Source organism: Aeromonas sp. EU05-FHT14A05 (assembly GCF_058791175.1).
In genome coordinates, this window is sequence record NZ_JBYTDH010000001.1 from 366,902 (window position 1) to 388,555 (window position 21,654).

At 57.8% G+C, this 21,654-nt stretch carries 13 protein-coding genes; all 13 read left to right on the plus strand.

The features are described 5' to 3' along the window. Positions 1-10 precede the first annotated feature (10 nt). The 13 genes from tssH (at position 11) to hybO (ending at position 21,653) form a co-directional block, all read left to right on the plus strand. Positions 11-2,653 (plus strand): type VI secretion system ATPase TssH, encoded by a 2,643-nt coding sequence (gene tssH, locus AC3WR3_RS01635; RefSeq protein ID WP_492290960.1) that lies wholly within the window; start codon positions 11-13, stop codon positions 2,651-2,653. A gap of 2 nt (positions 2,654-2,655) precedes the next feature. Next, the gene (locus AC3WR3_RS01640) at positions 2,656-4,194 is read left to right on the plus strand and encodes a sigma-54 interaction domain-containing protein (RefSeq protein ID WP_139436172.1); all 1,539 of its coding nucleotides are present in this window, start codon (positions 2,656-2,658) and stop codon (positions 4,192-4,194) included. Then, positions 4,194-4,790 carry a type VI secretion system-associated protein VasI gene (gene vasI, locus AC3WR3_RS01645; RefSeq protein WP_139436174.1) on the plus strand — a complete coding sequence of 199 codons (597 nt, stop codon included), beginning with the start codon at positions 4,194-4,196 and terminating at the stop codon, positions 4,788-4,790. The genes AC3WR3_RS01640 and vasI overlap by 1 nt, the downstream gene beginning before the upstream one ends. An 8-nt stretch (positions 4,791-4,798) precedes the next feature. Beyond that, entirely contained in the window at positions 4,799-6,226 is a 1,428-nt protein-coding gene (gene tssA, locus AC3WR3_RS01650) for a type VI secretion system protein TssA (protein WP_492290961.1), read from the plus strand. Between the two features lie 41 nt (positions 6,227-6,267). Then, a complete protein-coding gene (gene tssM / locus AC3WR3_RS01655; protein WP_492290962.1) occupies positions 6,268-9,759 on the plus strand; it encodes a type VI secretion system membrane subunit TssM in 3,492 nt (1,163 codons plus the stop codon). Between the two features lie 44 nt (positions 9,760-9,803). Continuing rightward, positions 9,804-11,234 carry a VasL domain-containing protein gene (locus AC3WR3_RS01660; protein ID WP_492290963.1) on the plus strand — a complete coding sequence of 477 codons (1,431 nt, stop codon included), beginning with the start codon at positions 9,804-9,806 and terminating at the stop codon, positions 11,232-11,234. Between the two features lie 295 nt (positions 11,235-11,529). After that, on the plus strand, positions 11,530-11,817 hold the full coding sequence (locus AC3WR3_RS01665; RefSeq protein ID WP_025326642.1) for a type VI secretion system PAAR protein: 288 nt from the start codon (positions 11,530-11,532) through the stop codon (positions 11,815-11,817). 10 nt (positions 11,818-11,827) lie between these two features. Continuing rightward, complete coding sequence (locus AC3WR3_RS01670) at positions 11,828-13,876, plus strand: type VI secretion system Vgr family protein (RefSeq protein WP_492290964.1); 2,049 nt, start codon at positions 11,828-11,830, stop codon at positions 13,874-13,876. Between the two features lie 38 nt (positions 13,877-13,914). After that, complete coding sequence (locus AC3WR3_RS01675) at positions 13,915-16,350, plus strand: pesticin C-terminus-like muramidase (RefSeq protein ID WP_492290965.1); 2,436 nt, start codon at positions 13,915-13,917, stop codon at positions 16,348-16,350. Next, the gene (locus AC3WR3_RS01680) at positions 16,347-16,757 is read left to right on the plus strand and encodes a hypothetical protein (RefSeq protein WP_265437147.1); all 411 of its coding nucleotides are present in this window, start codon (positions 16,347-16,349) and stop codon (positions 16,755-16,757) included. Before AC3WR3_RS01675 ends, AC3WR3_RS01680 begins: the two co-directional genes overlap by 4 nt. Positions 16,758-17,170: 413 nt before the next feature. After that, on the plus strand, positions 17,171-18,934 hold the full coding sequence (locus AC3WR3_RS01685) for a glycoside hydrolase family protein (protein WP_492290966.1): 1,764 nt from the start codon (positions 17,171-17,173) through the stop codon (positions 18,932-18,934). Positions 18,935-18,952: 18 nt separating this feature from the next. Further along, the gene (locus AC3WR3_RS01690) at positions 18,953-19,741 is read left to right on the plus strand and encodes a hypothetical protein (protein WP_492290967.1); all 789 of its coding nucleotides are present in this window, start codon (positions 18,953-18,955) and stop codon (positions 19,739-19,741) included. Between the two features lie 778 nt (positions 19,742-20,519). Beyond that, on the plus strand, positions 20,520-21,653 hold the full coding sequence (gene hybO, locus AC3WR3_RS01695) for a hydrogenase 2 small subunit (RefSeq protein WP_492290968.1): 1,134 nt from the start codon (positions 20,520-20,522) through the stop codon (positions 21,651-21,653). Position 21,654 lies beyond the last annotated feature (1 nt).

A 21,654-nucleotide genomic window follows, 5' to 3' on the forward strand; every position in this document is an offset into this window, starting at 1 on the left:
AGAGCACGCCTTGATCCGTATAGAGCTACCCGTACTGGTGGAAAGACTCAACCCCATCTGCCGTCACATGTTGGAGGAGGCCGCGGCCCTCTGCGTCAACCATCAAGGGGCCGAGATCCGCATCGAGCACCTGCTGCTGAAAATGCTGGAGACCCCGCTGAGCGACGTGCGCCAGATCCTGAAAGTGGCCGGGGTGGAGGTAGAGGAACTCAAGACCCTGCTGCAACCCTCGAACGCCGACAGCGGTTATGGTCAGGGATATCCCTCCTTCTCGCCGCTCCTGGTGGAGTGGCTGCAAGACAGCTGGCTGCTCGCCTCCGCCGAGCTGCAACACGCCCAACTGCGCAGCGGCGTCATGCTGCTGGTGCTCTTGATGACTCCCCAGCGCTATTTGCCGGGGTCGGTGACCCGTTTGTTTGCCAACGTCAATCGGGAGCTGCTGCGCCAGCAGTTCGACGAGTGGGTCAAGGAGTCCGCCGAGACCCAGGTGACAGTCTCTGCCAGCGGCGCTGCGACCCAGGCCGCCCTGCCGGCCGATGCCAGCCTGCTGGCCCGCTTCACCGTCAACGTCACCGAGCAGGCCCGCCAGGGGACGCTGGATCCCGTGCTCTGCCGGGATCATGAAATCGACCTGATGATCGACATCCTCTCCCGCCGCCGCAAGAACAACCCCATCGTCGTGGGGGAGGCGGGGGTCGGTAAAAGCGCCCTCATCGAGGGGCTGGCCCTGCGCATGGTGGCGGGCCAGGTGCCCGAGAAGCTGCACGGCGTCGAGCTGATGACCCTGGATCTCGGCGCCATGCAGGCCGGTGCCTCGGTCAAGGGGGAGTTTGAGAAGCGCTTCAAGGGGGTGATGCAGGAGGTCAAGGATTCGGTGCAACCCGTCATCCTCTTCATCGACGAGGCCCACACCCTGATCGGGGCAGGCAACCAGGCCGGCGGCCTGGATGTCTCCAACCTCATCAAACCGGCCCTGGCCCGGGGCGAGCTGCGCACCATAGCCGCCACCACCTGGGGCGAATACAAGAAATACGTGGAAAAAGACGCCGCCCTGTCGCGCCGCTTCCAGCTGGTGAAGGTGGGTGAGCCCAATGCCGACGAGGCTACCGTGATCCTGCGCGGCCTGCGCAGCATCTACGAGAAGGCCCACGGGGTGCTGATCGACGAGGAGGCGCTACAAGCCGCCGCCCAGCTCTCCGCCCGCTACATCTCCGGCCGCCAGCTGCCGGACAAGGCGATCGACGTGCTCGACACCGCCTGTGCCCGAGTGGCCATCAACCTTACCACGCCGCCGCGCGCGGTCAGCCACCTGCAAAACGCGCTGCGCCAGCGCGAGCTGGAGATCCGCCAGCTGGAGCGCCAGAGTCTGATAGGCCTTGGCGACAACGCCGAGCGTCTGGCCGAGTTGCAGGCCGCCCAGCAGGCTTGCCGCGAGGAGTTGGCCGAGCAGGAGGCCCAGTGGCAGCAGCAGCAGGGGCTGGTGCACCAGATAGTCGAGCTGCGCGCCGCCCTGCTCGCCGATCAGCAGGATGAGATGCTGGCCAAGGAGGCGCTGGATCTCGCCGATGCGCCGCTGGATCCCCAAGCCGCCGCCGAGGCGCTTGCCAGCCTCGAGCGCGAGCTGGCCGCCCTGCAGCAGGGAGAAGTGCTGGTCTCAGCCCATGTCGACAAGACCCAGATTGCCGCCGTCATCGCCGAGTGGACCGGGGTGCCCCTCAATCGCATCTCCCAAGGGGAGCTGGACGTGGTGACCCGGTTGCCGGAGTACCTCGGCGAGCTTATCAAGGGGCAGGATGTGGCTGTGGCCCACCTGCACAAGCACCTGCTGACCGCCCGCGCCGACCTGCGTCGTCCCGGCCGACCGCTCGGGGCCTTCCTGCTGGTGGGGCCGAGCGGGGTCGGCAAGACCGAAACCGTGTTGCAGATTGCCGAGCTGATGTTCGGTGGCCGCCAGTATCTGACCACCATCAACATGTCCGAGTATCAGGAGAAGCACACCGTCTCCCGTCTTATCGGTTCGCCGCCCGGCTACGTCGGTTTCGGCGAGGGGGGCGTGCTGACCGAGGCCATTCGTCAGAAGCCTTATTCCGTGGTGCTGCTGGACGAGGTGGAGAAGGCCCATCCGGATGTGCTCAACCTCTTCTATCAGGCGTTCGACAAGGGCGAGCTGGCGGACGGGGAAGGGCGCATCATCGACTGCAAGAACGTGGTCTTCTTCCTCACCTCCAACCTCGGCTTCCAGACCATAGTCGATCACGCCGAGCAGCCCGATGATCTGCTGGATGCGCTCTATCCCGAGCTCGCCGCCTTCTTCAAGCCGGCCCTGCTGGCACGCATGGAGGTGATCCCCTATCTGCCGCTGGGTCACGACACCCTGGTGCAGATTGTCGGGGGCAAGCTCAACCGGTTGGTCAGGCTGCTCAAGGAGCGCTTCGGCGCCGAGGTGGTGCTGGAGAGCGAGGTGGCCGAGGAGATACTGCTGCGCGCCAATCGCAGCGAGAACGGTGCCCGCATGCTGGAATCCGTCATCGATGGCGCCCTGCTGCCGCCGGTCTCCCTGCAACTGCTGCAGCGGCTCTCGGCCGGTGAACCCATCAAGTGTGTCCGCTTCTCGGTGGCCGATCACCAGTTCGTGGCCGAGGTGGAGGGCTGACCATGGAACAAGCCCTCGCCTTTGCTCTCGCCTTGACGCAGCAACGCGACGAGCAGCACTTGTGCCACTGGTGGAGCTCGACCCTGGACGCCAGCTTCCAGCCCAAGGGGATACTGCTCGGCATGCTGGATGTGAGCGGTCGCCAGCTCGAATGCTCCGGCTGGGTCAAGGGACAGGCGGTGAGCCTGGCCCTGGCGGTGGACGACTTTTCCCACCCGCTTGCCTATGTGCTGCACAAGGCCCAGTCCCGCACCTGGGACTCCCTCCATGGCGGTGCCCGCATCGAGCACAAGGAGTTTCGTCTCCTGCTCTCCAACCTGGGCCAGCAGTGCGGCCTGCACGCTTTCCCCTTGCTGGATGGCAACGGCAAGCCGTTCGCCGTGCTGGCCATGATGGATGAGGGCGCTGTGTTGCAGGGGTGGGCGGAGAGTCCCGAGCTGGCACAGCTGTCGCAGGTCTTTTGCAACCAGCTCACCCTTATTCGCGATCTGGGGCGCAGCCGCCGGGATCAGAGCGTGCTGCGGGACTCCCTGCGCCAGATGAAGGGGGAGGGAGAGCGGCTGCGCCAGCATGAGAAGCTGCTCGGCGATCAGCTGGTCGGCCAGTCGGCGGTGATCCGCGGGCTGCGCGAGCAGATAAGCCTGGCGGGTCAGCACAAGCTGACCGTGCTCATTCAGGGGGAGACCGGCAGCGGCAAGGAGGTGGTGGCCCGCCTGGTGCACCAGTGCTCCGATCGGGCGGCCAAGCCGTTCGTCGCCATCAACTGCGCCGCCATCCCGGAGAACCTCATCGAGAGCGAGCTGTTCGGTTACCAGAAGGGGGCCTTCTCCGGGGCACTGACTAACAAGGCGGGGCTGGTGGCCCAGGCCAACGGCGGCACCCTGTTCCTGGACGAGGTGGGGGACATGCCCGCCGCCATGCAGGCCAAGCTGCTGCGGGTGCTGGAAACCCGCAGCTACCGGCCCCTCGGGGCAGAGCAGGAGTACCACTCCGATTTTCGCCTCATCGCCGCCACCCATCAGCCCCTCAGCCGCCATGTGGAGGAGGGGCAGTTTCGGGCCGACCTCTACCACAGGCTCTGCCAGTGCCTGCTGCTGATTGCCCCCCTGCGGGAGCACATGGACGACGTGCCGCTCTTGTGCCAGCACTTCATGGCCCAGTTTGCCGCCCAGGATGGCAAGACCCTGGCGGGGCTGCAGCGCAAGTTCTTGAAGCAGCTGCAAAGTTATGACTTCCCCGGCAACGTGCGCGAGCTGCGCAATCTGCTGGAGGTCGCCTGCGCCCACACCCGTCACGGGGAAGAGGTGGTGCTGGAGGCGCTGCCGCCTGAGCTGCGGGAGCGGGTCTGCGTGGAGCTGCCGTCCTCGATGGACGACTACAACCACATCCGGGATCTGCGCCGGGCCATGCAGCAGTACGAAGCCTCCGTCATCGAGGCGCGTCTGCGCCACTTCCAGGGCAACCGCATGCTGGTGGCCGAGAGCCTCAACATTCCCAAGCGCACCCTGGATCACAAGTGCCAGAAACTGGAGGTGAATTGATGAGCGTCCTCGGCCTATTGCTGCTGGCCGCCGGCAGCGCGGCGCCGCAGCTGGATATGCCCGGCTGGCAGCAGTGCCGCCGCGAACCCTCTCCGCTGGTGCGGCTCGCCTGCTATGACGCCCTTGGCAGTGGCCCCGACACCGAGTCCGGCGCCGGGGCCATGTCCGCCGCCTGGCAAGCCATCCGGGATCAGGAGCAGAGCCGCACCCCTGACAGCCCCCCCTTCCTGCTGCAAAGCGATGCCGGCAGTGGCAGTGAAACCCTCACCCGTCCCGCCTTGCGCGGGGCGACCCTGGCCATAGGGTGCGTCGACAGCATCACCCATATCCGCCTGCGGCTCGATGCGCCCTGGGTCGGCGAGGAGGTGCAGATAGCGCTCGACGGCTCGCCCGGCAACAGCGCCCAGGGCTGGTTTATCCGGGACAAGGGAATGCTGCTGGAGTATGGCCGCGGCCTGCCCGCCATCGAGGAGCTCAAGCGCTGGATTGGCCATCGCGAGCTGCAGGTCAAGGCGGCCAACGGCACCTTGCTGCGGGTCGATTTGAGCGGCCTGAAAGAGGCGCTGCTTCCCCTGCGCCAGCAGTGTCGCTGGTAGGGGGCGTCATGAGCTATCAACACCCCTGGTGTGCCCGCCTGCTCACCTCCTTGCCGGATGGACAAGTCAGCGGCGCCGTGCTGGCGGACGAGCCGCGCTGGGATTATGTGGAGACAGAGCTGGTCAAGCTGGGATCCCTGGCCCATGGCCAGGTGGATCTCAATGCGGTGGCAGAGGCCTGTCTCGGGTTGCTGGAGAGCCGCACCAAGGACATGCGGGTACTGGCCCAGTTGCTGCGTTGTTTGCAGCATCCGGCCAAGGCGACCCCCATGGGGGCCGCGCTCAGTCTGCTGGAAGCCTGGATCCAGGCTTATTGGCTGCTGGCCTGGCCCGGCAATGCCAGCCAGAAACAGCGGCTGATGGTGCAAATCGTCAAGCGCTTCGAGGGGGCTCTGCCGCGAGTGAGCGAGAGCGCCTCGGCGGCCGAGCTGGCCCAGTTGCTGGCCCAGGCCGAGCAGTTGGAGCGAGTCTGGCTGGCCCGGTGCCCGGACAAGGGCGAATTGCTCGACCCCCTGCTGATGGGGCTGAAGCGGGCCCAGCGCCAGCAGGTGGCCCAGGCCCAGGCGGATGCCGGTGTGCAACCCGGGAGCAGCGCCGCCGTGGCGACGGCCGCCGCCACCGGCATGGCGGGCTCCATGGTGCTCAGTGGCAGCACCAAGGGGTCCGGCGTCGAGATCGACAGCTCCAATGACAGGGCCTGGCGCCAGACCCAGCTCAAGGTGGCGGATCTGCTCATCGAGCGTCAGCCGGAGGCGGCGGTGGGCTATCGCCTGCGCCGTCACGCCATCTGGGCCGGGATCACGACTCCGCCCATGGTGGCCCGGGACAACAAAACCCAGCTGGCCCCCATGTCGGCGGACATGGTGGACGAGTACCGCGCCGCCATGAGCAGCCCCGATCAGGGGCTCTGGCAGCGCATCGAGCAGAGCCTGACCCTGGCTCCCTACTGGTTCGAGGGACATCGCCTCTCGGCCGAGGTGGCGCAGAAGCTGGGATTTGCCGCCGTGGCCCGGGCCATCGCAGAGGAGCTCGATGGTTTCTTGCAGCGTCTGCCGGCCTTGCGGGACCTCGCCTTCAGTGACGGCAGCCCCTTTCTCCCCCCCGAATGCGGCCGCTGGCTGCAACCCGTCAGGGGCGGTGGAGGAGGCGAAGGGGAGTCTTGCCTGGCCGAAGAGATAGCCCAGCGCTATGGGGAGCAGGGGGTGGCCGCGGCCCTGGCCCTGCTCGATGAACGCATGGCGCAGATGAAGGAGCCAAGAGATCGCTTTCACGCCCAGCTGGTGCAGGCGGAGCTGTTGGCACAGGAAGGCATGGAGGCGCTTGCGCGCCAGCACTATCAACACTTGTGGCAAGAGGCGAGTCGCCTCGGGCTGTCGCACTGGGAGCCCGGGTTGGTCAGCCGCCTGGAGAGCCAGGCGACCCCGTTGTCGAAATAAGTGCCGAAATGAGTCATTGAGTCGGAGTTGGATCACATTTTATGTTCAAAACCATCTTTACCTTTCTGCGGCAACAGCTGCCGAAATTGAAACCCTCCTGGCCTCTGCTCGGTGTGGTGCTCTGGGGGCTTGCCCTGATCCTGGTGTGGTGGCTGGGCCCTCGCCTCGAGATCCGTGACGCCAAGCCGTTGGCGCCGCTGTGGGGGCGGGTGGTGTTCACCCTGCTCTGGCTCTGGCTGCTGCTGGGGGTTCTCTCCTGGCGGGTGTGGCGCAAGATGCAGCAGCTCAAGGCCGAGCGCCAGCATGAGGTGGTGCTGGAGCAGGATCCGGTCAAGGGGCTGCTCGACCGGCAGGCGCTGTTCCTGGATCGCTGGCTGCAGGCGTTGAATACCCATTTGGGCAAGGGGGCGCTCTACGCCATGCCCTGGTACCTGGTGCTGGGGCTGCCCGGCAGCGGCAAGAGCAGCCTCATTCACCGCGCCAACCCGGCCAACAAGCTCAATCCCAGGCTAGATACCGAGCTGCGTGACGTGGCGCAGGATCAGCTGGTGGACTGCTGGCTGGGGGAGCAGGCGGTGATGCTGGATCCCGCCGGCGAGCTCTTGTCCCAGTCCGAACCCGAGCTGGATCCCCTGGCGCGCAAGCACGAGCGGCTCTGGCTGCACCTGTTGACCTGGCTCTCCGAACATCGTCGTCGTCAGCCCCTCAACGGCCTGGTACTGACCGTGGATCTGGCCTGGCTCTCCCACGCCAGCGTGGCCGAACGCAAGGCCTATGCCCAGCTGATGCGCGCGCGCCTGCAGGAGGTGTCGGCCACCATGAATACCCGGTTGCCGCTCTACGTCACCTTCACCAAGCTCGACCTGCTGCGTGGTTTTGACGTGGTGTACGAGCAACTCGACAAGGAGGCCCGTGACGCCGTGCTGGGGGTGACCTTCCAACCCGGTGACGGTCAATCCTGGCAGCAGGATCTGGCCCTGTTCTGGGATCAGTGGGTGGACAACCTCAACCAGAATCTGCCGGAGTTGATGCTGGCCCGGCTCGATGCCGCCCAGCGCAGCGCGCTGTTCTCCTTCGTGCGCCAGCTGGCGGGGCTGAAGGATTATGTCACCAGCCTGCTCGACGAAACCCTGGCCATAGAGGAGAGCAAGCCGCTCTTGGTACGCGGTGTCTACATCAGCTCCGTCTATCAGCAAGGGGTGCCGTTCGATGCGTTCGCCCAGGCGGCCTCCCGCCGCTACAACCTGCCGGAGCCCATTCACTCGGCCCTGCGTGGGGAGTCCAACACCTATTTCGTGCGCCAGCTCTTCTCCTCCATCATCTTCCCCGAGGCCCATCTGGCCGGGGAGAACCGGCTGCACACCCTCTATCGCCGCCGCCGCATGGCCATCGGCCTCGGTTGCCTGTCGCTGTTCTCGGCAGCCCTCATCGGTGGCTGGCACCATTTCTACCGGGTCAATGAGGAGGCGGGTCGCAACGTGCTGACCAAGGCCCAGGCCTTCATGGAGACCAACGAGGTAGCCGACGCCCACGCCTTCGGGGTGAGCCAGCTGCCGCGCCTCAATCTCATCCGCGAGGCGACCCTCTCCTTTGGCAACTACCGCGATCGCACCCTGCTGGTGGCCGACCTTGGCCTCTATCAGGGGGACGAGATAGGCCCCTATGTGGAGGGATCCTATCTGCAGCTGCTGAGCCTGCGCTTCCTGCCGGCCCAGATGCAGGGATTGCTGGCGGATCTCGAGCAGGCACCGGCGGGCAGCGAGGAGAAGCTCGCCATACTGCGGGTGATGCGGATGCTCGATGACGCCTCCGGCCGCAACAAGGAGCTGGTGGCGCAATACATGGCGAGCCGCTGGCAGAAAGCCTTCCCGGGGCAGGGGGCGGTGCAGGAGCAGCTGATGGGGCATCTGGATTACGCCCTCGATCACACCGACTGGCACGGCGCCCGTGCGGCACGGGATCAGGGGGCCATCACCGCCTTCGTGCCGTTCAAGGAGCCCATCTATGGTGCCCAGCGCGAGCTTGGCAAGTTGCCCATGTATCAGCGGGTCTATCAGAACCTGGTGGTAAAGGCGGGGGAGGTGTTGCCGCCGGATCTCTACGTGCGCGACGAGGTGGGACCCACCTTCGACACCGTCTTTGCCCTGCGCAGCGACAGCGCCGGTCAGGTGCCCCGTCTGCTGACCTGGCCTGGTTTCAGCGACTTCTTCCAGAAGCAGGACAAGACGCTGATCGATCTCACCGCCATGGATGCCTGGGTGCTGGGCCAGCGCAAGCTGACTCAGCTGAGCGAGGCGGATCGCAAGGAGATCACCCGTCAGGTCAATGAGCGCTACGTCACCGACTACGTCAACCAGTGGCAAAAACTGCTGACCAATCTGGATGTGCAGACCCTGGAGAGCCCGGAGCAGGCGCTGGACGTGCTCTCCGCCATCACGGGCAACGATCAGCCGTTCCAGCGGGTGCTGGCTGCCCTCGATGACAACACCCGCATTCGCAAGATCTCCGACGTGGAAGGGGATCCGGCGCAGGCCATCACGGCCCGCATAGGTCGTCCCTTCATGGCCACCAATGCCGCATTGGCTGGCCGGGGTGAGCAGGGGCCGCTCATCCAGGAGGTGAACCAGAAGCTGGTGGAGTTGCAGCACTATCTGGAACTCATCGTCAACGCCACCGAGCCGGGCCAGTCGGCCCTCAAGGCGGTGCAGCTGCGCCTGACCAACAAGTACGCCGACCCCGTGTTTGCCCTGCAGCAGTATGCCCGTGGCCTGCCGGCCCCGCTGGATCGCTGGGTGGGGCAACTCTCCGATCAGAGCTCGCGGCTGGTGATAGACCTTGCCATGTCCTCCCTCAATCAGGAGTGGCAGGACAAGGTGCTGGCCCCGTTCAACAGCCAGCTGGCGGGGCGTTATCCCTTCGAGCCCGGCTCCGCCAAGGATGTGCCCCTCTCCGAGATGGAGCGCTTCTTCGCGCCGGGCGGGACGCTGGACAGCTTCTACCAGGTCAATCTCAAGCCCATGGTGGAGAGCGGTCTGATGGAGGGGGAGCTGAGCTCGCCCATCCAGGCCGAGCTGGTGAAGCAGCTGGATAGAGCCGCCCGCATCCGCCAGATCTTCTTCAGCCAGCAGGGCAACCTGGAGGTGCAGTTCGCCCTCGAGCCCATCGAGCTCACCGCCAACAAGCGGCGCAGCGTGCTGAACCTGGATGGCCAGTTGCTGGAGTATGCCCACGGCCGGCGTACCAAGATCCCCCTGGTGTGGCCCAACACCATGCGCGACGGGGCCGAGAGCAAGATAACCCTGGTGCCGGCTGCTCGCGAGCGCTCGCCGCGCAGCGAAGGCTTCGTCGGTCCTTGGGCCATGTTCCGGCTGATGGACAAGGGGGAGCTGACCCAGGTCAATGAGGCCACCTTCGACGTGCGCTTCCCGGTGGATCAGGGGGCCATGACCTATCGCGTCTACACAGACAGCGTGCAAAACCCCTTCGCCGGCGGCCTGTTCAGCCAGTTCAGATTGCCTGAATCCCTCTATTGATAGTGCGGGGGGCAGGCAGTGCCCCCCCTGTTTTGGAAGCCGATATGACACATGACCAGCAAGGCCAGCAGGCGCTGAAGGTGGGGCGAGACCCCAGAATGTTGCCTGAGTACGAGGCGCTGCGAGCGGAGATCAACAAGCTCAGCCACGCCTCCCGTCCCGAGGTGGACTGGCTCAAGATCCATCAGCTCGCGAGCCAGATCTTCGAAAAGCACGGGGTGGATCTGCAGACCGCCATCTATTTCACCCTGGCCCGTTCACGGTTGCAGGGCCTGAGCGGCTTCACCGAGGGGTGCGAGTTTCTCGCCAACCTGATAGTGACCCAGTGGGATAGCTTCTGGCCGCCGGCCCATCAGGAGCGTGCCCGCATCGAGATGCTCGACTGGTTTATCGCCCGCATCAGCGATGTCATTCGCCAGTACCAGATCAGTCACGAGGACAAGCGGCTGGTCTACCGCTGCGAGCGGGCGTTGCAGCTCATCAGCGAGAAGCTGCACAACGCGGGCTTGAGCCGCATTCCCCGGGTCGAGAACCTGGTGCACTTCATCGAGGGTTATACCCACCTCTTTGACGAGACCGAGATCGTCATCGTCTCCGACGAGCCCGGTCTCAAGGATGAACTGCAGATCCCGCCCATGGTCTTCTTCAAGTCCGATATGGAGAGCGACCACGGCGTTTCTGCCGGGACGGCGACCGGGCACCTGCCCCAGGGCAGCATACTGGTGGGTCGGGAGAAGGGGCAGATGAAGCCGACCGTGCTCAAGATTGAACAGCACCGCAAACAGCGGCCCGCCTGGTTCTGGTTTGGCTGCGGCCTGCTCAGCTGCGCCCTGCCGGTGATGGGCTGGCTCGGCTGGCAGCAGCAGCAGGAGAAGAAGATGGTGGTCGCCCAGCGTTTGCAGCAGCCGGCCGCCGAGTTGCCCAGAGCGCTCAGCTATGACGATATCCGCCAGGCACGCATCGTGCTGGGGGAGCAGGCCCTGCAAGGGATGGAGAGCGATCTGGTGGCCCGTTATCAGAGTCAGCTTGCCCGGCTGGAGCAGACCTCGCCGCTCTACTGGTATCGCTATGGCGAGGGGCTGCGTGCCTCGCTGCAGATGCTTTACCCCGACTCGCTGGCGGTCAAGGCGCTCGACAAGCAGTGGCAGAGTGCGCTGGCCGGTCAGCAGGGAGACGCCCTCGGTGTGCCGACCTATCTGGATGCCCGCGCCGGAGTGGATGCCCTGCTGGAACAACTGCTGGAGCTGGAGCGCCAGCGCAAGACGGTGACCATCTCCTATCTCAAGTCCCAGCTCTACGAGGTGCAGAAGAACCTGATGCAGAACATTCCGTTCAGCCTGCGCCTCGATGAGCTGGAGGCGAGAAGGGCTGCCCGGGAACCCATCACGGCGGCGGATCTGAAGGGGCTGGAGAACGATCTGAAGGCGCTCAACATCCGCCTCTATCAGTTGCAGCAAGGCCATGCTGGCGGGTAATCATGCTGCCCCGAGCAAGATATTGCGCAAGACGCAGAGAAATTCTCTGAGTGGGCAAGGTTTTGCCATGTTTTCGCGAAGTCTTGTGCCATCCATTGCATCGCACAGCGCCACAGTCAGGTAGGGTGCTTATAAGACATTGATATAGAACAACATTGTCGTTTCGCCTGCGTTGGCATGGAGGCTGCTGGACAGCCACCCCAATGTGCATTAACGCCTCCTGCCCACCCGGGTAGGCAGGAGCCATGGCAGGGCCGTCATCCGTGGCGCGCCCTTGCCCAGACGGAGAATCCAGATGTGCCCTTCCATTGCATTGCTCGGTGACATAGGCACCGACCACGAGGGATTTCACCCCTCCCCGGTGATCGCCGCCAGCCCTGATGTGTTCCTCGATGGCAAGCCGGTGGCCCGGCAGGGGGATCCGCTGGCCCCCCACGACAAACCCAACAATCCCCCTCATCCGCGCAGCATCTCGGGGGGCGTCGGCTCGGTACTGGTCAATGGCAAGCCCATCGCCGTGACCGGCACCGCCATCGGCTGCGGCGGCGTGGTCATTGGTTCTGGCAGCGGACAGGCAGGATAAGGAGTCACTGATGGCAGACAGCACAGGATTACAATTTACCGTCAAGGTGGGGGCCTTGCCCGAGAGCACCTTTGTGGTGGCCGAGTTTGCCCTGGAAGAGGGGCTCAACCAGCCATTTCGCCTGCGCCTCGAGCTGGCAAGCCCCGAGCCCGACGTGGATTTCGGTGCCGTGCTGGACCAGCCCTGCGAGCTCTTGGTGTGGTACAACGGCGAGCTGCAGCGCCGGGTGTGCGGGGTGGTGAGTGACTTTGCTCAAGGGGACAGCGGCTTTCGCCGCACCCGCTACCAGCTGCTGGTGCAACCGGCCCTGTGGCGGCTCTCTTTGCGTCAGAACTCCCGCATCTTCCAGGCGCAGAAGCCCGACGAAATCCTCAGCATCCTCTTGCAAGAGCACGGCATCACCGACTACGCCTTCGCGCTCAAGAACGAGCACGCCCAGCGGGAATACTGCGTCCAGTATCGGGAGAGCGACCTTGACTTCGTCAATCGCCTCGCCGCCGAAGAGGGGCTGTTCTACTTCCACGAGTTCGAGCAGGGCAAGCACAGGGTGGTGTTCGCCGACGACGCGGCGGCCCTGACCGCCGGCCCCGAGCTCTTCTTCAACCTGGGTAACCGCTCGCTGGAACAAGGCCCCTATGTGCGTCAGTTCCACTACCGGGAGGCGGTGCGCCCTTCTGACGTAGAGCTCAAGGACTACAGCTTCAAGACCCCGGCCTATGGTCTCTCCCACAAAAAGCAGGGCGCAGAGCTCGAGCACCAGCGCGATACCTACCAGCACTTCGACTACCCGGGGCGCTACAAGCTGGACCCGAGCGGCAAGGCGTTTGCCCAGCACCGACTCGATGCCCTGCGCAACGACGCCGTCACCGGTAGTGGCAAGTCCACCTGCGCGGCCCTGCTGCCGGGGCAGACCTTCGCCCTCACCGAGCACCCGAACGGCAGCCTCAACACCGATTGGCAAGTGGTGCGCATCAGCCACACCGGCTCACAACCCCAGGCGCTGGAAGAGGAGGGCGGCAGCGGTCCCACCGTCTATCACAACGAATTCGGGGTGGTGAAAGCGAGCACTACCTGGCGGGCCCGTATTGGCAGCCCGGAAGCGCCTGGCAGGCCCATGGTGGACGGCCCGCAAATTGCCATGGTGGTGGGCCCGGAGGGGGAGGAGATTTACTGCGACGAGCACGGCCGGGTGAAGCTGCAATTCCCCTGGGACAGATACGGCAGCTCCAACGACCAGAGCTCCTGCTGGGTGCGAGTCAGCCAAGGCTGGGCGGGGGGTCAATACGGCATGATGGCCATCCCGCGCATCGGCCACGAGGTCATCGTGAGCTTCCTCGAAGGGGACCCGGACCAGCCCATCGTCACGGGCCGCACCTTCCACGCCACCAACAGGCCGCCCTATGAACTGCCTGCCAACAAGACCCGTACCGTGCTGCGCACCGAAACCCACCAGGGGGAAGGGTTCAACGAGCTGCGCTTCGAAGACCAGGCAGGCAAGGAAGAGATCTACATCCACGGTCAGAAAGACCTGAACCTGCTTATCGAAAACGATGCCGCCTGGCATATCAAGCACGACGAGCATAGGGACATCGACAATGAGCGGGTGACCCGCATCAAGGCCAATGACCACCTGACGGTGGCGGGCGAAAAACGCGACCAGATCAAGAGGGACTATTCGCTCAGCGTGGATGCCAGCCTGCATCAGAAGCTCGGCCAGTCCCTGCTGGTGGAGGCGGGCCAGGAAGTGCATATCAAGGTGGGCGACAAGCTGGTGCTGGAGGCGGGGTCCGAGATCACCCTCAAGGGCGGCGGCAGCTTTGTGAAAGTTGACCCGAGCGGCATCAAGCTGGTGGGCCCCGCCATCAAGCTCAACGCCGGTGGCAGCCCGGGGTCAGGATCCGGCTGGAGTGGCAAGGCTCCCGTGGTGCCCAAGGGGGTAGAAGTGGTCAAGGCTCCCGAGCTGGTTGAGCTCATCAAGGCCATTCCCACCGAGAAGGTGATGGAGGCACTGCTCAAGGAGCAAGGGCCTGCGCAGACCTTCTTTGTGCCATCCCGCTAAGGGCCATAGTTCGTACGATTACGAGTGAAAAGAAGAAGATGAAAATCCTATATCCAATGCAAGTGGGCGGCGGTGATGCTCCCAAAGAGGTTGCCTCACTTGAAGAGTTTATCGGCAAGCTCAATGGTGAGCCGGGTGGCACCTTCCTGCTCGGCGGCAACCGTATCTGGCATGGCGGCATTCATTTAAGCGACAAGGGAGGCTGGCATCCACAAGGCGCAGTGCGCGCTATTGCCGATGGAGATATTGTGGCCTACCGCATCGCCTCTGCGCCAGCAGCTGTGAAGTTGGAGCCGGAAGAGGGAAAGTCAGGTGAGGCAATTACCCTGCATACCTCTCCTTCCTTCTGCTTGGTCCGGCATCGTTATGAGGCCACAGAAGAAGTTTCCGGACAGCAGCAGCCAAAGCGCAATACCCTTACCTTCTACTGCCTCTACATGCATATTGCCTGCAAAAACGCTTATCAGGGTGAGCCTGAACGTTATGTGCTGACAGGGAGCGGTGTCGCTATATATAAGGCCACTGCAAGTCTGCAGTTTCAGAAAGAGGACAAGCTCGGTACGGCTCGCAAGGGAGCTGAGGTTACCTTGATTGGAGCACCATCAGAGCGGATGAATCTGAATAATGAACCTTATTCTTACCAGCTAGTCAGCTATGCGACACCAAAGGGCGATGATCCGTCAGCGTTTTATGTGGCTTCACAATTTATCAAGGAAGAACGCAAGGTTGAGCCCGATTGGATGATGGCCAAGCAAGATATTCCTTCTCTCTATCCGATCAGTCGCAACAGCTATCTGCGTAAAAGTAAAGATCAGGGTGAAGCTGTGACTGCGGGATTGCCAAAAACGAGCAAAGTCGCACGAACCACAACTCAGCCAGTCGTATTTTCAAATATGAAAGAGTATCTCGAGATTGAGGTCTGGGAGGTTGCCCAAGGCAAGCTGACCGATGGTAAAGGGAATGCTGTACCCAATGCCTCGAAAGGTAATCGTTATTGGGTTGCCAAAGAGATGCTGGGTCAACCCAGCGATGCCGTTCGGCATACCCCCATTGTTTACGACAAAGTGGAGCTGCGACATACCAATCCCATTCCGGTCAAGGTTGGTGAGGTGGTTGGACATTGGGGAGAGCATGAGACACCGAAACCGACGGCCAATGGTTTTGATCTCAATGAGGATCGTAAAGCAATACATATGGAGATATTTGTCGCAGAGAGTGACAAGGAGGCTCTTGGTAAATGCATTAGCAATGAAGGGAAGTTGGCCAAGGGGCAAGAGTATTTGTTGCTCAAAGAGGGGGAGCAGGCAGACACTTATAAGTTGACCAAGGAAAATAATAAAATCGGTTACAGCAAGGTGGGAGACTTTGGCCCGCTGGATGCACCCAAACCGATAAATGCTCAGGATATCGTGCCCCATGGTGCCGACAAATTTGTGAAGGTGGCTGAAGATCAGCATGTGCTTATCAGTGGTGACACCCGTTTGGTGAGCCAACATGAATGGGCCAGGCTGGGTGTGACATTAGTTGATGGTGGCTCGGATCCTGATGGATTCCTTGACAAGGCTGACACTGATGGCAAGGAGGGGGGAGACTTTTTCAGCACCCTTTACAAAGAGCTGGTGACAGATCAGGATGGCGATGGCAGTATCAGTGCCGATGAAATCAAGGCGGCGATGGCGAAGGAAATGGTCGCAGACAAAGTGCGAAAGCTGTTTATCAAGCACGAAAGTGAATGGGTAAAGCGCGATACGTGGCCAAGGCTCGAGCAAGAGCTGAAAAACATGCCCAACCTGTGCAAATACGTACTGGAAGTCACCAATAAGATGGCCTGGATAGAAGAGGCTGCTGCTGTGGTGGGGGATACCAAACCTTGGTTTATTAATCCGGCAGGGATGATGGAATTGATAGGGGAGAGCGAGAATGAGTCATCACTAAAAATAGATTATGACTTCATTCATAGCCTAGAGGGGGGGATGATTTTAAATGGCTATGTACCTGAGCCAGAAACTAGCCAAAGTGGTGTGACAATATCTGTTGGTTTTGACTTAGGTGCTAGAAATTTATCTGACCTTAATCGACTTGGTTTAAATACTTCTTTGGTATCTAAGTTGACACCCTATTTAGGGAAGAAAAAATCTGAGGCGGATCGTTTTGTTAGAAACAATCCATTATCAGTTACCTTAGATGAAGCAAATGAAATTTATTTGGCCGTTAAAAAACAAAGCACAGAGGAGTTGATTAGGAAATATAATGCTGAAAGCTCAGTTGATTTTGAATCACTGCCTAAGGAAGCTCAGACAGTTATTGCCTCTGTTGAGTATCAGTACGGCTCTCTAAAAGTTAGTACACCAGCACTTTGGGAACAAGTTGTAAATCAAGAATGGCAGGATGCATATGAAAATCTCTTGGATTTTGGAGATGCTTACATTACAAGAAGACGCAAAGAAGCTGAATATTTAAAGGGTATACTATGAAAGTCTTTATTGTTATTTTTTTGTTTTTTTCATTCTCTGTCGTGGCTAACGTTCAGACATTTACGCAATCAGAACTGCAAGTTATATATGATAAATTAAATATATCAACATTCCGAAGTTCTTTGATGCCAAAAAGAACAAAGGATAAAATTTATCTAAGTCAAATGGGGTTTTCTAAACCTAGCTATTTCAAGGATGGTTTTTTGATAGATAATAAGGACTGGGTGTATACATTTACCGTTATAGAAAAAAAAGATAAAAATAGAGATGGGACGACTGATTACACCATATGTTTTTCGGATAAATCGAAAGCAGGGACATATAGCTCAGTCCAACCAATGTTGATTTCACCATTAGGTGTTGATGGTCAATATATAGCTCTGTCATTCACTGTTGATGGATGCTGACTTTAAGCAGGGTGCTAGGTCTTGATCTAGCACCCCATTTAGTGTTCAGTAAATCATAGCCATTCATTATTTTGATAATTTATTTTCATGCATCATCGTTTTCTCCTTTTGATGTAAGCCAATGTAATAAGATTGTATAATCTCGATCAGGAGAGGATAGGCTACAAGGTGTGTGACTTCACCAAGATGACCATCTATGTGACGCCGAGTGTGGTGCTACCTGGGTGTGCGTTGAAGACGATATATCAAGGCCAATACGCTTCCCCCTCCCATCTCGGTGAACTCTATGTGTTGCTATCCCCCGTGGCTATCGCGGCCTAGTAGAAACGCCGGGTTCCCTTATCGGGGGCAAGAAGAGCAAGCATCAAGTCCATCTTGAAGTCTTCACCCAGGATCCCAGACTGGATGATGTATTGGCCAACAAGGCGGGGACTAAAGGCGGTGCTATTTATGCCAAGGTGCCGGCCGATCTCGTCTTGCATGAGAAGAAAAAGCAGGATGGTAAAGATTGCTGGGTCGCGACGGGTGACAAGAGTCTGGAAGAGCTGGTTGAATCACCCAAGCTGGAAAAAGACGCAGCCAAGCAGGAATGGGTTTGCATCTCGTCAGAAAAATATGTCAAGAAAGAGCAAGTCGAGCTGCTGAGTCAACATGACTGGCTCAAGATAGGTTTTATAAAGACCGATGGCTCTGGATCCGATGGCTATCTGGATCCCGATGCACCGCCTGCATTCTTTACCAATCTGGTAAAAAGCTTTGATACTGATGGCAATGGTGAACTTAGCAGTGAAGAGATCCAGGCTGCACTGCAAAATAGTGGTAATGCCGATCAACTTCATAAGCTAATCGTCAAGCATCCCAGCGAGTGGTATGAGAAGTCGTCAGCCAGCAGTTATCTATGGCTGGACAAGTTGATGGCCGTGATTGGTCTACCCGATTTTGACAAATTGGTAGATCACGAAAAACAGCGAATCGATAAGCTTGAGTGGATGCAAAGTGCTGTCAAGTTAAATCTTGGTAAGGATATCTGGCATATTTATCCAATAGCAGTGCTTCGGAACAGTTCTAACACGAAACCTATAATTTTTCCGCTAAAAGTAAGACCAGAGAATGATATAGGTAAGAAATGGGAAAATAAATGTTGGTCTGCAGATGAGAGAAATAATGCGGCAACATTTAGTTACCCAAGGAATAATGGCCGTAGGCATGCAGCTAGGGACCTTTATACGAATCCTTTTGAAGAGGTTATTGCTGTATCTAATGGAGAAGTTTTACAGGTAGCTAATTTCTATTGTGAGACTTATGAAGTAACTATTCTTCATAGAACCAACGATGGCCGAGAATTTATTATGCGTTATGGTGAGCTAGCACCTGACCGTATAAAAGTATCTGTTGGTGATTTTGTTATGCAAGGGCAGTCTTTAGGTTACACGGGGAAATTATTACAACGTGGAATACCTCTAGTTAAAATAAATGGCTCGATAGTGTTTATGCTACATGTTGAAATATATTCTTGTCAGTCTGGTAGTGATCTTAAAAAGCCATTGACCAATAGAGGTGTTCGCCCTTATCTTCGTCGCGAAGACCTTGTAGATGCTATAGATATATTAAAAGAGGGCTATCATAATAGTTTCGAAGGCATGGAAAGAAAGAGTACTGTCCGTAGACCTGCTGCAGAGTGGAAAACCTCCGCCCAAGGTATCGCTTTCATCAAAGCTTGGGAAAGTGTGAAAATTAAGAATGGTAAGCATGTTCCTTATAATGATTCTGAAGGTTATTGCACTATTGGGTATGGGCACTTGATAGAGAAGGGACGTTGCGAAGACATTTCTATCCCTAGTCGTTTTGTGCATGGACTTGATGAGCCAACAGCGCTTGAAATATTTAGTAAGGATCTAAGTGAATTTGAGAGGGCGGTGGCTAGAGATGTAAATATTGATTTATCCCAGAATGAGTTTGATGCATTTGTTAGTCTGCTTTTCAATACAGGTGCAAATTTTCTTTTGCCTATTATCGGTAAGGCACCAAAACTACGACAGAATATCGCTAGCAGAAATTATGAAGGAATTGCTAAAGAGTTTCTTGATATTACCAATGGTGGAGAGAAAGGTTTGGTAAAGCGGCGCAAAGCAGAAAACAACATTTTTTTAAATAATGTATATGATTCAACGCATTAGTTTTTTAGAAGGATTGTTATGAAGCTTTATCTAGGAATGATTTGGTGCTTGTGTTTTTTTTCATCTAGTAGTTATGCTGATGAGTATTTTTTCAAGAAAATTTCAGATAAAAATAGTTCGCCAGAATCAATCGGTAACTTAACTATATCTGAAAGTAAAAGCATTGCTTTAAAGGAGGCAGTGTCACATAGCAAGATCATATTAGATGGGGGTGTTCTTTCTATTCCTGGTGTTTGTAAAGTTAATATGCGTTCTGATCTTCCTAAAAAAAGAGGGAAGTCTGATCTAGATAGTATTCACTATGTCAAAGAAAATATAGGTGATAATGGGGAATACAAAAAAGTACAAGATAGCAAAATTGATTTTATAACTCGATCTGAGCCATTGCACAGTGGCGAGAGTGAGTGTGACTTTCCTTACCACTTTGCTATAAAAATAGGAAGCGATATTGTTTTTTATAATAAAGGATGGAGTGTAATTTATACATCTAACAATAAAGATTCCTTCGCTCCTATCTCTGATAACTCTGATAACTCTGATAAAGAAAAATACAATATTGGTGATATAGTCTGTACTGTTATTGGAAATGATAATGGTGATTATGAAAGAAATGATCATTGTGTCTATAATGGAAATCTAGACGCTGCATACAAACAGTTTTATGTAAATAGTTTAAGTGAAAATAGTGGTTGGGGTTCTCTTCTTCCTAGTTACAAGGATGTAGTTTCTCATTCTCGTAGTAAAAAAACAATGAGTTTACAATTCCTGCCGCAAATAAAAACAATGATACCGGTGAAATTTCTATAACATATAAAATTCCGACGAAAGATTCTCTTAAGTTGATTAGTTTCATGGAAGGTGGCGAAACTGAAGTGTATTTCAAAGAGAGTGGGGGCTTGGTTAATATGGAAATAAATAGTTTTTCGGATTGATTTCATAGTTTGTAAAGATCTAGTTATCACCTGACACCGGCTTTTAGCCGGTGTTTTTATATCCGGTAGTACGCAACAGCGGCAGCATCACTATCTTTCTTGGTTTTCCCTTGAGTCAGGGAGCAGAGTTCGGTTGTTTTCGTGTTTGCAGGAGGTCTCTGGGGGGGGGGGGGGAGTCTCACTATAGGCATGGCATCAGCTAGCAGGGTGTAGGCTGCTGTGGCATGTCACTTGATGATTCGTAATCCAACTTTGATTAATTACTTGGTATTACAGTGCTTTTCCAAGCTTTCTTTGCGTGCCCCACTTGGAAAAATTGCGGTCCCAGTATCGGTAACAGCCAATATCATCCGCAGGAGAATGATACTGTGACAACGCTTTCATTTTGAGAGATGGATCACTCTAATAACTCGAAGTTTAAATGTTTTTAATTCCAGTCGTTCAACTAATAACTCCTAATGGGTATTTTTTGGTTGAGAATGATTTTCGATAACCTATTGCTGTATATGGATTTTTTGTTTTTTGGTGATGAGTTTTATCGGTGGCTAATGACCTTCCACTTGATGGAGATCAACATAAAGGGGGAGGGGGAGGCATAGCATTCCCGCCATTAAGCATTTGTCAAACAATGCTCACTGACGGGAATAAAAAGAATGGTCGAGGATACTTTTTTATCGGCTCATGGAATTAATCGCCGTGACTTTATGAAATTGTGTGCCGGGATGGCCGCAACCCTGGGGTTAAGCCAGAATGCCGTGGCCAAGATGGCCACCGCACTCACCAGCCCCGAGCGGCCGCCGGTGATCTGGATTGGGGCGCAGGAGTGCACCGGCTGTACCGAATCGCTGCTGCGGGCCACTCACCCCACCATAGAAAACCTGATCCTCAATACCATTTCGCTGGAGTACCACGAGGTGCTCTCGGCGGCCTTTGGTCATCAGGCGGAAGAGAACAAGCACAACGCCATCAAGCGCTATAAAGGCAAGTATGTGCTGGTGGTGGATGGCTCCATTCCGCTCAAAGATGGTGGCGTCTACTGCATGGTGGCCGGTGAGCCCATCGTCGACCATATTCGCCGTGCCGCCAGTGACGCGGCCGCGGTCATCGCCATCGGCTCCTGCTCCGCCTGGGGCGGTGTGCCCGCCAGCGGTGGCAACCCCACCGGCGCCGTCAGCCTGGAAGAGGCCCTCGGCAATATCGGCACCCCCATCATCAATATCCCGGGTTGCCCGCCCAACCCCCACAACTTCCTCACCACGGTTGCCTACTACATCACCTACGGCAAGCTGCCGGTGCTCGATGCCAAGAAGCGTCCGCTGTTTGCCTACGAGCGCCTGATCCACGAGAACTGCGAGCGTCGTCCGCACTTCGACGCGGGCCGTTTTGCCAAGGAGTTTGGCGACGAGGGGCACCGTCAGGGCTGGTGCCTCTACCATCTGGGCTGTAAAGGACCGGAGACCTACGGCAACTGCTCGACCCTGGAGTTCTGCGATGTGGGCGGTGGCATCTGGCCGGTCGGCATCGGTCACCCCTGTTATGGCTGCAACGAGCAGGGGGTGGGTTTTAGCAAGGGGATCTTCCAGCTCGCCAAGGTCGAGAACCCGACCCCGCGGGTGGACAAGCCCGATGTGAAGATCCAGGAGGGGGGCTATACCTCGCCCACCGCGACGGGTCTTATCGGTGGCGCCCTCGGAGTGCTGGTCGGGGTGAGTCTGATGACGGTGCGTGAACTCGGTCGCCAGCAGAAGCGCCACGAAGCCGGGCAGCACCCATCACGGGAGGAGTGAC